13 protein-coding genes are annotated in these 12,208 nt (G+C 62.7%); 2 read left to right on the forward strand and 11 right to left on the reverse strand.

Going from position 1 to position 12,208, the window contains the following annotated elements:
• Positions 1-46 precede the first annotated feature (46 nt).
• Together X738_RS47700 and X738_RS47705 are read left to right on the forward strand one after the other, a co-directional pair.
• Complete coding sequence (locus X738_RS47700; protein WP_023797135.1) at positions 47-583, forward strand: TetR/AcrR family transcriptional regulator; 537 nt, start codon at positions 47-49, stop codon at positions 581-583.
• 195 nt (positions 584-778) lie between these two features.
• Positions 779-994 carry a hypothetical protein gene (locus X738_RS47705; RefSeq protein WP_306454928.1) on the forward strand — a complete coding sequence of 72 codons (216 nt, stop codon included), beginning with the start codon at positions 779-781 and terminating at the stop codon, positions 992-994.
• Positions 995-1,346: 352 nt separating this feature from the next.
• On the opposite strand, the gene X738_RS47715 is transcribed toward X738_RS47705, so the two are convergent.
• From X738_RS47715 to X738_RS47765, 11 genes are all read right to left on the reverse strand, one after another.
• Positions 1,347-2,312, reverse strand: a complete 966-nt coding sequence (locus X738_RS47715; RefSeq protein ID WP_023797138.1) for an ROK family protein — start codon at positions 2,310-2,312, stop codon at positions 1,347-1,349.
• Positions 2,312-3,034, reverse strand: coding sequence for a ribulose-phosphate 3-epimerase (locus tag X738_RS47720; protein ID WP_023797139.1), 723 nt, complete (start codon positions 3,032-3,034; stop codon positions 2,312-2,314). The genes X738_RS47715 and X738_RS47720 overlap by 1 nt, the downstream gene beginning before the upstream one ends.
• On the reverse strand, positions 3,031-3,864 hold the full coding sequence (locus X738_RS47725) for an alpha/beta fold hydrolase (protein ID WP_023797140.1): 834 nt from the start codon (positions 3,862-3,864) through the stop codon (positions 3,031-3,033). The genes X738_RS47720 and X738_RS47725 overlap by 4 nt, the downstream gene beginning before the upstream one ends.
• Positions 3,864-4,682, reverse strand: a complete 819-nt coding sequence (locus X738_RS47730) for a sugar phosphate isomerase/epimerase family protein (protein WP_023797141.1) — start codon at positions 4,680-4,682, stop codon at positions 3,864-3,866. The genes X738_RS47725 and X738_RS47730 overlap by 1 nt, the downstream gene beginning before the upstream one ends.
• The gene (locus X738_RS47735) at positions 4,682-5,758 is read right to left on the reverse strand and encodes a Gfo/Idh/MocA family protein (RefSeq protein WP_023797142.1); all 1,077 of its coding nucleotides are present in this window, start codon (positions 5,756-5,758) and stop codon (positions 4,682-4,684) included. The genes X738_RS47730 and X738_RS47735 overlap by 1 nt, the downstream gene beginning before the upstream one ends.
• A 10-nt stretch (positions 5,759-5,768) precedes the next feature.
• Entirely contained in the window at positions 5,769-6,584 is an 816-nt protein-coding gene (locus X738_RS47740) for a sugar phosphate isomerase/epimerase family protein (RefSeq protein WP_023797143.1), read from the reverse strand.
• 190 nt (positions 6,585-6,774) lie between these two features.
• Positions 6,775-7,617, reverse strand: a complete 843-nt coding sequence (locus X738_RS47745; RefSeq protein WP_023797144.1) for a carbohydrate ABC transporter permease — start codon at positions 7,615-7,617, stop codon at positions 6,775-6,777.
• 5 nt (positions 7,618-7,622) lie between these two features.
• Positions 7,623-8,519 carry a carbohydrate ABC transporter permease gene (locus X738_RS47750; RefSeq protein ID WP_023797145.1) on the reverse strand — a complete coding sequence of 299 codons (897 nt, stop codon included), beginning with the start codon at positions 8,517-8,519 and terminating at the stop codon, positions 7,623-7,625.
• A 139-nt stretch (positions 8,520-8,658) separates the two neighbouring features.
• Positions 8,659-9,906, reverse strand: coding sequence for an ABC transporter substrate-binding protein (locus X738_RS47755; protein ID WP_023797146.1), 1,248 nt, complete (start codon positions 9,904-9,906; stop codon positions 8,659-8,661).
• Between the two features lie 114 nt (positions 9,907-10,020).
• A complete protein-coding gene (locus X738_RS47760; RefSeq protein WP_023797147.1) occupies positions 10,021-11,166 on the reverse strand; it encodes an ABC transporter ATP-binding protein in 1,146 nt (381 codons plus the stop codon).
• A 90-nt stretch (positions 11,167-11,256) separates the two neighbouring features.
• Positions 11,257-12,207 carry a PfkB family carbohydrate kinase gene (locus X738_RS47765; RefSeq protein ID WP_023797148.1) on the reverse strand — a complete coding sequence of 317 codons (951 nt, stop codon included), beginning with the start codon at positions 12,205-12,207 and terminating at the stop codon, positions 11,257-11,259.
• Position 12,208: the final 1 nt, after the last annotated feature.

Raw genomic sequence — 12,208 nt, forward strand, 5'->3', positions numbered from 1 at the left:
ACGGTCTTGTCAATTCCGCGTAGGCTAATGTATAGGGGAACGATTGATGAAAGCCCGCAGAGCAAATTCGCGTGATAAAATTCTCGCCGCCGCCGCTGATGTGGCACGCGAGACAGGGCCCGGCAGCCTGTCGCTGGACGCCGTCGCCAGCCGGGCCGGGGTGTCGAAAGGCGGCTTGCTGTACAATTTCCCGACCAAGGCGAAACTGATGCAGGCGCTGGTTGAGGATTATCTGCGCGCCTTCGAGCAGGCGCTGGACGCCGCCCGCACTGCCGGCGTCAGCGGCGAGAGCCCGCTTGCGACCTACATCAAGCTTTCGGCCGAACATGCCGCGGAATCGAAACCGTCAGCCTCCTGGATATTTTCGGCGATCGCCGAGGACCCCGATTTCCTGACGCCGATAAAAGCGTTCAGGCGGCAGGTTTTCGAGCGGCTCAAGGGAGAGACGCCGGACCTCAAGGCGCTGTTGGTCTGCTACCTCGCCATCGAAGGACTTCGCAGCATGAATCTCTTCGATTCGGACGTCCTCTCACAGGACGAACGTCGGTTGCTGGTATCGTCCTTGCTGGAGATCGCGGGGTAGATTGCCGCGCAGTGCCGCAGGATAAACCTATTGTGACAGGTCATATGGTGAGCTTGGTCCAGCCAGGGTGAGGGAACTTTTGTCCGGCTGGCGATTTTGGATGTATGGTGAGAAGCCGAACGGCCAGAAAGGCATTCCCCGATGACAACAAAACGTTTTGCGATCCGCGCTCTCGTTTTCGCAATGGGGTGCAGCATGTCTGTCGCGGCCTTGGCTGGAGATCGCGATGATCGGCCTGACCGTGATCGCTACGTTCCCGCCGAAGGCAACATCATCGACATTCTGTTCGGCGGCCCGCGCTACTATGATCGGCAGTTGTTCACGACAGCCGCAGGAGCCTGCTCCTACCACAGGGTCGGACCCGACGCGAATGCCTTGAACAAGATCAACGATCACCATTGCGGGAAGTAGGCGGCAGGCTGCGCGCCCGCCAAGCTCAGTCGGGCGATGCAGCGGCGCAGAATGAAGACTGCAGCGATCCTTGGCGCCCCCTCTGTCCTGCCGGACATCTCCCCCACTTGGGGGGAGATTGGCTGCTTCACCCGCAGCTTGATCCGTCCAGCGTTGGCGATTGGCGAAAGCGGCGATGACAGCCAATCTCCCCCCAAGTGGGGGAGATGTCCGGCAGGACAGAGGGGGGCGCTGTCCCNCAAGCTCAGTCGGGCGATGCAGCGGCGCAGAATGAAGACTGCAGCGATCCTTGGCGCCCCCTCTGTCCTGCCGGCCCTCAAGGGTTTTGCACCATGGCGCATTCGGCCACTGGTCAAGTAGATACGCCCGGTTCGCCTTCCCACAGGATCAGGCTGGCCGCGCCGATCAGTCCTGCGCGGTCGCCAAGCTGCGCCGGCACGATCGGTACATCCCTGTAGGCCGGCATCGCCCGCTGCTCGACGGTCGCCCTGATGGTTGGAGCCAACAGGTCGAAGCCATTGGCGAGGCCGCCGCCCATGACGATCAGGTCCGGCGAATAGAGGTGAAGCAGGTTGGTGAAGCCGATGCCGAGCCACTTCGCCTCCGCCTCGATCAATTCGAGCGCGCTGATATCGCCGGCACGTGCGGCTTCGACGACGTGCCTGGCCGAAACGTTGCCGTCAGCCGAAAGGCGCCTGAGCCGGGAGCCGTCGCCCGGCGTTGTCAGCGCTGTGGCACGCCGCCCGAGCGCGGTTCCGGAGGCGACCGCCTCGAAACAGCCGACGGCGCCGCAGAAGCAGCGGTCGCCCTCGCCGGTGATGGTCATGTGGCCGATCTCGGCCGCCAGCCCGCGCCGGCCGTGATAGATGTGGCCGTCGGCAACGACCCCGCCGCCGATGCCGGTCGACACGGTGACGAACACCAGGGAGCCGCTGCCCCGGCCGGCGCCGAAGCGCCATTCGCCAAGGGCGGCCGCGTTTGCGTCGTTTTCCAGCCGCACCGGCAGGCCGAAATGCTTGCCGAGGATGTCGATCAACGGCACGTCGTGCCAGCCGGCCAGCGTCGGCGGCGCGATCACGATGCCGGCCTTGGGGTCGAGCGGTCCCGGCGCGCCGATGCCGATGCCGGCGACATCCGCCTGTGGGCGCTGTGCCAGAAGCGCCCCGGCCAGTGCAATGATCTGGCCGATCACCGCATCCGATCCCGCTATCGCCATCGTCGGCGCCGAAACCTGCGCGACAATGCGGCCGCCGCTCTCGACCAGCGCGCCGCGCAGCTCCGTTCCGCCGAGATCGAAGGCGAGGGCCAGTCTTGTCATCAGGCGGCGACCTTCAGTCCACTCAGCCAGGCCATGCGCTGCGCGAGGTCAGGGTCGCCGAATGCCAGCGATCCGAGCACCACCGTCTCGGCCCCGGCGGCGCGCAGGCGCGGCACCGTCTCGTGGCGGATCCCGCCGTCGGCAGCCAGGATGATATCGGTTTCGCGACCGGCTTTTCTCATCAGTGCGCGCGCTTCGACCAAACGTGGGCAGGCCTGCTCGGAAAGGCTCTGGCCCTTGATGCCGATGGATGTGCCGAGAAGCGTCACAAACGCCACTTGCGACAGGAAAGGCGTGACCGCGGCCACCGGCGTTTCCAGCCTGAGCACCACGCCGGTCTCGGCGCCGAGCGCATGCGCCAGCCGCACGGCGCGCAGGCCGGCTTCGCCGTTTTCGGCGTGCACACTGACCATGTCGGCACCGGCATCGATGAACTGACGCGTCTGCTCCTCGACGATCTCGGCTTCGACCATCAGGTGCACATGGATCGGTTTTGCCGTCAGCCTGGCGATCCGCGCTACCAGGTCCGGGAAGAACAGGAAGCCGGGGGTGAAGCGGGCGTCTGCGACGTCGATGTGGTGGAGGTCGACGTGAGGTTCTATGCGCTTCAGGTCGCGCTCCATATTGGCAAGGTCGGCCGACCACAAGGAAAATTCGCCGAGCAGCCGGTTGCGCGGCAGGGCGGCAATGGCGTCGGGACCGGACAAGGATTTGGTCGTCATGACGGAATGAGGCTCCGGAAGTTCGAGGAGGTGTGAAGGAAGGTCGTGATATCAGCCTGCAGCTCGGCGAAATGCCTGACGCTGTCGAGCGCCTTGGGAGCGACTTCGGCAAAGGTCGCGCCGGGAATGGCGGCGGCAAGCGAGCGCGCAGCCGGCAGCGGATGCACCGCATCCATGGCATTGCCGATGACGAGCGTGGGGATGCCAAGGGCAGCGGCGTCACTCGCTGAAACTCCCGGGCCGTCGGCGGCAATGTCGGCGAGGACCTGCGCGAACGGCGCGGCGTCCGGCCGGTCAAGATACCCGAACAGCGAGGCAAGGTTGTCGGGCGCTTCGCGCTGCAGGCGCGCGGTGGTTTCCGATTGCGCGAAGATCGCCCTCGCCTTGTCGTGGCCGTGGTCCAGGATAAGCCTGGCAACCTCGGCGATCGGCCGCAGGTTCACCGGCGCGCTGTCGAAAATCCAGGCCGGCCGCACCAGGAGAAGACCCGCGACGCGGTCCGGATGACGGCAGGCCAGGCGCATGGCGATCGCCGCGCCCATGGAAATGCCGCCGGCGACGAAACGATCGAGGCCGGCCTGATCGGCGGCGGCAACAACATCGTCCGCGAACATCTCCAGGGAAAACGGCCGGCGGCTGCCCAGTCCGGACGCGCCGTGCCCGCGGCATTCCAGCGTGATGCGCCGCAAGCCCGGCCCGGAAGGGAAGGCCTGGGCGACCTGCGCGTCGCCACCGCCCAGCCCATGCTGAAAGATGACCGCAATGCCGTCGCCACTATCGGAAATCCGAAGCTTGGCGTCATCGCGAAGCAGCGTGGCCAGGCGCGCCATCACACCAGCCCTTTGAGGAAGCGGGCAACGCTGGGTGCCTCTTCGGCCGAGAGGCCATGCGTGACCAGCGGCCCATCAAAGCCCGATGCTTTCAGCCTGGCGACGAAATCCGCAAAGTCGACGACACCCCGGCCGGCCGTCGTGAAGCGGCCGTCAGCGAAACGGTCCTTGGCATGCGCCATGGCGACGTGGCCCGCAGTGCGTTCGACGGCGGCGGCGACGATGGCGCGTGCTTCGGCCGAGCTCGCCTGCTCGAACAGGTTGGCCGGATCGAGCACGATGCGCAGCCGTGTCGACCCCATCTCGGCGATGAGGCGCATCGCGTCCGACGCCGAGGTGACGATGTTGGCCTGTTCGGGCTCGATGCCGAGATCGACGCCGTGGCGCTCCGCGAGCTGCAACGCCTTTTCCATCTCGCTCGCCATGTCGTCCCATGCCGAGGGCTCGGTATTGTCGGGATGATATGCCCACTGATCGTCCGCGTTGCGCGTTCCCGTGCACAGGGTGACCAGCGGAACGGAAATGTCTGCCGCGGTCTTGATGACCACGCCAAGCCGACGCAGGCCGTCGTCGCGCACAGCTTTGGCGGGATGGGCCATGTTGTAGGTTCCCGAGAGCGCTGCAAGGACGACACCGCAAGCATTCGATGCGGCCGCGATGGCATCAATGGCGTCTTTTTGCACCGCATCCGGCATCGACGGCAGCCCGGCGCAGGCAAGGTTGAACTGGGTGACGGCAAATCCCGCGTCGCGGACCGCTGCCAGCACGCCAGCCGGCTCGCTGCCGGGGAAGGTCTTGGCGAACACCCCGATCTGCATCAGACCGCCCCCGTTACGGAAGCGATCTCGACGCGATCACCGGTTTCGACCGAACGGGCGATCGCCACCATGGCGCGGATCGAGGCAAGTCCGTCCTCGACGTTGGCGCCGCGCATCGGCTTGCCGTCAAGGATTGTCTCGGCGAGGCCTTCGAGCTGGCGCCTGAAGAAATGCCCGTCGGCGCCGAGCGGCCTTCGCGACGTTGCATCCTTCTCGTGAAAGATATCGACCTCACTCGCCCGGAAATACCAGGGATTGAAGGTCTTCGCGATCACCGAGCCGTGTTCGCCATAGAGCTGAAAACCCTCGTGCCAGTCCATGCGGACAGCCACGGTGAGGTCGAGATGGCCAAGCGCGCCATTGGCGAACTCGGTTTCGACGAACCAGCAATAGGCGCCGAAACGTTTGTTGAGGCGGGCGCGCACGGCAACGATCTCGCCGCACAGGAAGCGCGCGGTGTCGACGAGGTGCGAGCCGTGCGCGAGCATGAAATACTGCCTGAGATCAGCCTTCGGATTGCCGCCCGGCTTGCGCGCCAGCTTGCTGGTGACCGGCAACGGCTGGACCGCGTCGGTGTTGGTGTAGCGGTGCGTGGAATCGCAATACCAGGCTTTTAGCGCCAGGATCTCGCCGATCTCATCGCGGACGAAATCGCGCGCCGCTTCCAGTGCCGGGTCGAAGCGCTTCATATGGCCGACCTGCAGCACCTTGCCGGAGCGCCGGACCGCATCGGCGAGCATCTCGCCTTCCTCGACCGAGACGCCGATCGGCTTTTCACACAGCACGTGCTTGCCGGCCTCGAGCGCCTTGATCGACATCGGCACGTGATAGGCGTCGGAGGTCGCCACGATCACCGCTTCCAGTTGCGGGTCGGCCAGCATCTCATCGTAATCGCCATAGACTTTTTCGGGTTCATAGGTCGCGGCCATACGCGCCAGAAGATCGGGGGCGGCATCGCAGATCGCATAGAGATCGGCGTTGCCGGCCTTCACGCAGGATTCGAGATGGGCGAATTGGGCGATCGGCCCGCAGCCGAGCACGCCGACACGAAGGCGACGGTCTTGCTTCCGGATCATGGTCTCTTCCTCACGCGCCGTAGCCGCGCATCGTCTGGCGGTTGGTCTTGACCGCGGCGGCCGGATCGCCGGCGGCGGTCTCGGATTCTTCTTCCAGCACCAGCCAGCCGTTGAAACGAGGTGCGGCGCTGGCGATATCGATCACCGCTTGGGTATCGCAGACGCCCTTGCCGAGCATCGCCCAAGTGCCGCTGGGATCGACGTCTTTCAGATGCACGTAGCGGATGCGGTCGCGGTAGGTGGTGAGCGTGTCGATCATGTCTTGACGGCCGCGCAATATGTGTCCGGTGTCGGGCACCCAGCCGACGAGCGACGGATCGACCAGTTCGAAAATCCGATCGTAGTCGGCACGGTCGAACAGCAGCGTGTTGTGGTGGGAACTGGGATGGACGGCGATGTCGACGCCGGCCCTGCGTCCGAGTTCGCCGGCCTTGTTGTAGACCTCGGCCGCGATGGCAAACTTGTCGTCACGCGGGCCGTCGGACACGACGGTGGCCGAGCCCATCGAAACCAGCGCGCCTGGAAAGGCAGCGGCAAAATCGATCCAGCGTTTCGCTGTCTCCAGGTCGGCGCCGATGCTCTCCATCAGCGTAAAGCCGCTCTTCGAGCCGAAGGCGAAAGAAACAAGGGTGAGGCCGGCCGATCTCAGCGCCGCGGCGAATTCCGCCGGCCTGTCTGCATAGCGGCCGATCATCGTGTCGGTGATCTCGATGCCGGCATAACCGCCATCGGCGATCGCCTTGAGCAGATCGTCGGGACCACCGGCAAACCGGTCTCCGAGCATTTCCCAGGTGAAGGTCTGGCAACCGACTTTCAGGTCTTTCATGCTTTCATTCCTTGATGCCGCCCTGCGTCAGCCCTTTGTTGATGTGGCGCTGGATGAACAGCACGAGCACGATTCAGCGGCGCTATGAAGACGCCCGAGGCCGCGGCGATATCGCCTGCCAGCAGAGAAGGTCCAATCCATCGATTTCGACGCGCGGCCTTCCCCATCGGTTCTCCGTGGGAGGGACATCCTACTTGACCGAGCCCGCGGTCATGCCGGCGAGGAAGAACCTCTGGGCAACGAGGTAGATGAGCAAGAGCGGGAGCGAGCCCAGCACGCTCATCGCCATCATCTGGTTCCATTCGAAGGCGTGCTGCCCCATCAAAAGTTGGATGCCGATCGGGACGGTGCGCATGGACGTTGACTTCGTCAGCGTCAGCGCAAAGAGAAATTCGTTCCAGCACAACAGGAAGGTGTAGACCGACGTCGCCACGATACCAGGCAGTGAAATCGGGACGATCACCCGCCAGAGTGCGGTCCAGCTGGTGCCGCCGTCGACAGCCACCGCTTCATCGAGATCGCGGGGCAAGGTGTTCAGATATCCAGTCATCAGCAGGATCGCGTAGGGCAGCGTAAACACCAGGTAAGTCAGGATCAGTGCGACGTAGGTGTCGAAGATGCCATACGAGACGACAAGCCCGAAGAAGGGGATCAAAAGCGTGATCGGCGGAATCGTCTGCGTGCTGATGATGAGTGTGTTGAGGCTGCCCTTTCCGCGGAAATTGAAACGGCTGAACCCATAAGCCGCCAGCAAGGCGATCAGGACCGTCAGCACGGTCACCGCTCCGGCCACGAAGTAGCTGTTGAAGAAGAAGCGCAGCTTTACCGGGTCGCCAAGGATGGCCGCATACGCTTCCAGCGTGAAGGCCTTCGGCAGGACGGTTGGTGGCAGGGCAAAGATTTCGGTATTCGACTTGAACGAGCTGCTCAGCATCCAGTAGATCGGGAAGGCCGCGAAAAAGAGCCCTGCGGCAAGCGCGACATGGAGCGCGACGGTGATCAGTCTGTCTTTCGGTGTGTGCCTTTTCCTCATGGTGACTACCGAGCCTTTTGATAGCGGATGTAGAACAGCGTCAGGCCGAGAGAGATCAGCAGGATGACCACGGCGCTCGCCGACGCCTGCGACAGGTTGTAGCTCGAAAACGCCAGCTTGTACGTGTAGGTGCTGAGGACCTCGGTCGAGTAGATCGGACCGCCGCCCGTCGTTATCCAGATCAATGGAAAGACCTGCATGGTCCAGATGAAGTCGAGCAGCGAGATGCTGATGATGATCGGCATCAGCTGCGGGATGGTGATGAAGATCAGCTTCTGGTAGGCCTTCGCCCCGTCGATATCGGCGGCCTCGTAGAAATCCTTGGGAATGCCCTGCAAGCCTGCGAGCAAGCTGACCATGAAAAGCGGGTAGCCCGCCCAGATATTGGCGAAGGTGACGGCGTGCAGCGCGGTCGCCGTCGAGGAAAACCACTCGACCTTGGAACCGATGATGCCCATCTGCATGAGAACGCTGTTCACGACACCGTTCGGCTCGAGCAGGAGGCGCCAGATCACGGCGATAATCACCGCGGTGAACAGCCAAGGCAATATGTAGAGCACGCGCAGAATGTTGCGCAGCGTCGGATTGATGCGGTCGCTGTTCAGCATGAGTGCGAAGACCATGCCGATGGTCATATGGAAGATGACACCCATGCAGGTGAAGTAGAGCGTGTGCCACAGCGAGGCCCAGAACACCGGATCGGCAAAGATCGCGTGGTAGTGTTTCAGTCCGGCAAAGGATGGGTCGCGACGCAGCACCGCGCTGTTCTGGAACGAATAGCCAATCACCGTCACCATCGGCAGTAGCATCAGAAGGCCGATGATGAGGAGCGAGGGTGACAGATAGAGATAGGGTGCGACCGCTCGTTTCAGTCGATGGTGGGAGCGCTTCTGCCGAGTCATGTGCAACCCTTGGGATGTGCCTTCAAGAGGAAGGTAAGCTTCGGAAAGAGGTCCATCTCAAATTGCCGATCCGTTGTTGACGGGTGGCCTGCCCTAAGTCAGGCTACCCGGTGGAAGATAGCAACGGGGAACAGGTCGCTCAGAATTTCGCCATCCAGCCCTTTTGAGCGTTGGCTGCGGCTTCTTCCGGAGACTGCTCGCCGGCGAGCATCTTCTGGGCTTCCACGTCGAACTGGGTCATCAGGTCTTCAGCCACCGGCAGACCCGTGAACTCGTTGGCGAGATAGCCGGTCTTGAAGATTTCGAAAGCCTTGGCGAAAGCCTTGTCCGAGGTCACGAAATCGGGCTTGGCATTGACGTTGCCCGGGAAGGCGTTTGCAAGCGTCACGAGCTTGGCGTTCACCTTTTCACTCATCAGATATTGGACGAGCTTCCAGGCTTCCTCCTGATGTTTTGAGGCCGCAGAGATGCCGATGCCCCAGGAGGCGTAGGGAAGGCCGCGCTTGCCGTTGTAATTCTCCACGACCGGGACGGGGATGAGGTCGAAGTTCAGCTTGGGATTGCGTTTGCGAATGAGGTTCACATGCGCGAGCGAGTCGATCATCATTCCGACCCGATCGTTCACGAATTCCTCGACCTTTTCCTGCTCGGTCTTGGTGGCAATGCCGGGCGAAATGACGCCGGCGTCGTTCAGCGATTTGACGAAGGTGAGCATATCGACGACCGGCTTGCCCTCGAGAGCCGGCTTGCCGTCAGCCATCATCGATTGACCCGAGGCCCAGACCCACGACATCAGGTCGTTCTGGACACCGGACGGCGTTTGCAGCGACAAGGGCAGCACCCAGCCATACTGGTTCTTGTCGGCATGGGTCATCTTCTTGGCGGCTTCGAGAAACTCCGCGCGGGTCGACGGCAGCTTGGTCACGCCTGCCTGGGCGGCGAGATCCATGTTCACGAAGACCGGATAGACGAACGAAGCCACGGGAAACATCACCGCCTTGCCGTCCACTTTGATGATATCCGCGACCTGGGTCTGGTCGAACTCGCTCGCATCCATCATCGGGTTCATGTCGGCCAGCGCATTCTGCGCGTTCAGATTGTTCACCCAGGCGCCGTCGAGACCGACGACGTCGCTAAGCGTTCCAGTTGCAGCACCAACCGAGATCTGGTCTCGCGTGGTCGCATAGGGGCCGCTGACCAGCGTCACCTTGATTCCGGGGTTTGCAGCCTCGAAGTCATTCATGATTGCCCTGAGCGAGCCGGCCGGCAATTCTGGCTCCCACCATTGGGTGAATTCCAGCGTCGTGTCCGCCATGGCGCCGGTTGCGCCAAGCAACCATGCGGCCGCGGCTATTTTCAGCATCGCGGGTTGTATCCGAAACATCATTTTCTCCTCCTTCTTTAAGATCGACCGCACAATGCGGACGATCGTCTGCTCTACTCAGAAGCCTTCTTGCATTTCGCAGGCGCCTCGCTCTCGCCTGCGGTCTGCCGCAGATCTTCAGATCGCCAGATGCGTCTCGGGATCGAAGAAATGGAACTTGGCATCATCCAGGGCCAACCGGATTTCCGAGCCGGAGTGGACGGCGCTGATCGGCTCGAATCTCGCCACCGCGTTCGATGCCAGGCCAAAATCGTCCACCGCGTCCGGATCGCCGGAGTCCACCCGGACCGCGTCGATGTCCAGATGGACAATATGTTCGGATCCGAGTTCTTCGATCGAGGTCACCTTGGCCGGTATCGTCTGATACTTGCGACCGGATTCGAGGCTGCTGTCATAAAGATCCTCCGGTCGTATGCCGAACACGACCTTGCGCCCCGCAAACGACCTCAAGCCCGGCCTGCGCTCGAACGCTGCCTCCTGCAGCCGGATGGCGAAGGTGCCGGACATCAGTTCGTCGCCCGTCAGGGTCGCCTCGAAAAGGTTCATCGAAGGAGAGCCGATGAAGCCGGCAACGAAGGCGTTCACCGGCGATTCATAGAGCCTCTTGGGTGTATCGACCTGCTGCAGCACGCCGCCTTTCAACACCGCGACCCTGTCCCCCATCGTCATCGCTTCGATTTGATCGTGGGTCACGTATATGGTCGTTACGCCGAGCTGCTTTTGCAGACTGGTGATTTCGGCGCGCATTTGCACGCGCAGTTTCGCGTCCAGATTGGAAAGGGGTTCGTCCATGAGAAAGGCGGCCGGCTCGCGCACCATGGCGCGGCCCATGGCAACCCGTTGACGCTGTCCGCCTGAAAGGTTCGCGGGTTTGCTGTCCAGCAAAGACGTCAGCTGAAGGGTTTTGGCGATCTCGTCCACGCGCTTCTTGCGCTCGGCCTTCGGCTTGCCTGCCAGCCGCATCGAAAAGGCGATGTTTTCGAACACCGTCATATGCGGGTAGAGCGCGTAGCTTTGGAAGACCATCGCGATGTCGCGGTCCTTGGGCGGCATGTCGACGACGTCGACTCCGCCGATCCGAAGGCTGCCGCTGGTGATGTCCTCCAATCCCGCGATCATTCGCAACGCGGTGGATTTGCCGCAGCCGGACGGCCCGACGAGAATCAAGAACTCGCCGTCCTCGACCGATAGGTTCAATTGGTCGATTGCGCGAAAATTGTTACCGTAGGTTTTGCAGATATTCTCAAGAATGACTTCTGCCATATTCCTCCCTCCGCAAGTATAAGCCGCTGATTTTTATAACCCTCCTCGGATCATGTTCACCTGCGAAATATTTCATCGTATAGTTTCTAGCTATGTTCCAGTATTGACATGCGTTTTTTTCAGTTCGACTGCTGACGGCGCGTTCGTCGATGCCAGGAGTTCCGTAACCTGGTCGTCGGTCGGAAGCGCCTCGCGCCCGCCACGGCCCGTTATCGAAAGGGCTGCCGCCGCGGCCGCGAATGCCACCCGGCCTGCGGTGCCGGCTCCGCGCGTCAACGCATGGGCATAGGCGCCATGAAAGCAGTCACCCGCACCGGTCGAGTCGACGACCACAATCCTGTGCGGAGGCAGGTGCCAGAGACCTGTCTCTTCACGCCCGCGATAGTACACGCCCCTGCCACCGTCGGTCAGAACCACTGCGGACCGCGACGGCAACCACAATGCATCGAGCATCTCGGCGGGCGATCGGCACCCCGTGGCAGTCCGCGCAAAGCCGAGTGGAAGAATGAGATGGTCGCAGAGCGCAATCAGCCGCTCCGTGGCTGGGCCGCTGCTCCATTCGATATCGCCGAGGATCGCAAGGCCGAGATCGCGAGCCCGAGCCACGACATCCAGGGACCGGATCGCGTAGCTATCGACGATCAGGACGGTCGCGCGGCTGAGGATATCGTCCGGAAAATCCGGAGCGGTGCCCAGCATCGCATCGTCGTCATACGCGATGAACCGTTCCCCGTCCGAGCCGACGGTGATCCGCGAGCGCACCGGGCGCGCGTCGGGGTGGCGCGGCGCGAATGCGGTTTCAACACCGCTCGCAACGAGATCGCGCAGCACGGCGTCGTCCGCGGCACTGCCCAGCCATCCGGCGAACCCGGCGGTTCCGCCGAGTCGCACGACGGCGGCCAGCGCCGTCGCAACATTTCCCCCGAAAGCGCGGGCACTTTGCAGAACCTTCCCCTTGCCCGCCGACAACGGCTGATCGACGTAGACGATGTCGTCGATCGCAATAGCGCCGAAGCCGAGGATCGCGGGGACGGTGGGCATC

The organism is Mesorhizobium sp. L48C026A00 (assembly GCF_000502375.1).
GTDB classification, from domain to species: Bacteria; Pseudomonadota; Alphaproteobacteria; order Rhizobiales; family Rhizobiaceae; genus Mesorhizobium; species Mesorhizobium muleiense.

Bases quoted from the DNA above. Each gene is read 5' to 3' on its own strand.
- X738_RS47700 (WP_023797135.1), top strand. From the start codon at position 47: ATGAAAGCCCGCAGAGCAAATTCGCGTGATAAAATTCTCGCCGCCGCC.
- X738_RS47735 (WP_023797142.1), bottom strand. From the start codon at position 5,758: ATGATCCGGAAGCAAGACCGTCGCCTTCGTGTCGGCGTGCTCGGCTGC.
- X738_RS47715 (WP_023797138.1), bottom strand. From the start codon at position 2,312: ATGACAAGACTGGCCCTCGCCTTCGATCTCGGCGGAACGGAGCTGCGC.
- X738_RS47745 (WP_023797144.1), bottom strand. From the start codon at position 7,617: ATGAGGAAAAGGCACACACCGAAAGACAGACTGATCACCGTCGCGCTC.
- X738_RS47765 (WP_023797148.1), bottom strand. From the start codon at position 12,207: ATGCCCACCGTCCCCGCGATCCTCGGCTTCGGCGCTATTGCGATCGAC.
- X738_RS47705 (WP_306454928.1), top strand. From the start codon at position 779: ATGTCTGTCGCGGCCTTGGCTGGAGATCGCGATGATCGGCCTGACCGT.
- X738_RS47725 (WP_023797140.1), bottom strand. From the start codon at position 3,864: ATGGCGCGCCTGGCCACGCTGCTTCGCGATGACGCCAAGCTTCGGATT.
- X738_RS47730 (WP_023797141.1), bottom strand. From the start codon at position 4,682: ATGCAGATCGGGGTGTTCGCCAAGACCTTCCCCGGCAGCGAGCCGGCT.
- X738_RS47740 (WP_023797143.1), bottom strand. From the start codon at position 6,584: ATGAAAGACCTGAAAGTCGGTTGCCAGACCTTCACCTGGGAAATGCTC.
- X738_RS47750 (WP_023797145.1), bottom strand. From the start codon at position 8,519: ATGACTCGGCAGAAGCGCTCCCACCATCGACTGAAACGAGCGGTCGCA.
- X738_RS47755 (WP_023797146.1), bottom strand. From the start codon at position 9,906: ATGATGTTTCGGATACAACCCGCGATGCTGAAAATAGCCGCGGCCGCA.
- X738_RS47720 (WP_023797139.1), bottom strand. From the start codon at position 3,034: ATGACGACCAAATCCTTGTCCGGTCCCGACGCCATTGCCGCCCTGCCG.
- X738_RS47760 (WP_023797147.1), bottom strand. From the start codon at position 11,166: ATGGCAGAAGTCATTCTTGAGAATATCTGCAAAACCTACGGTAACAAT.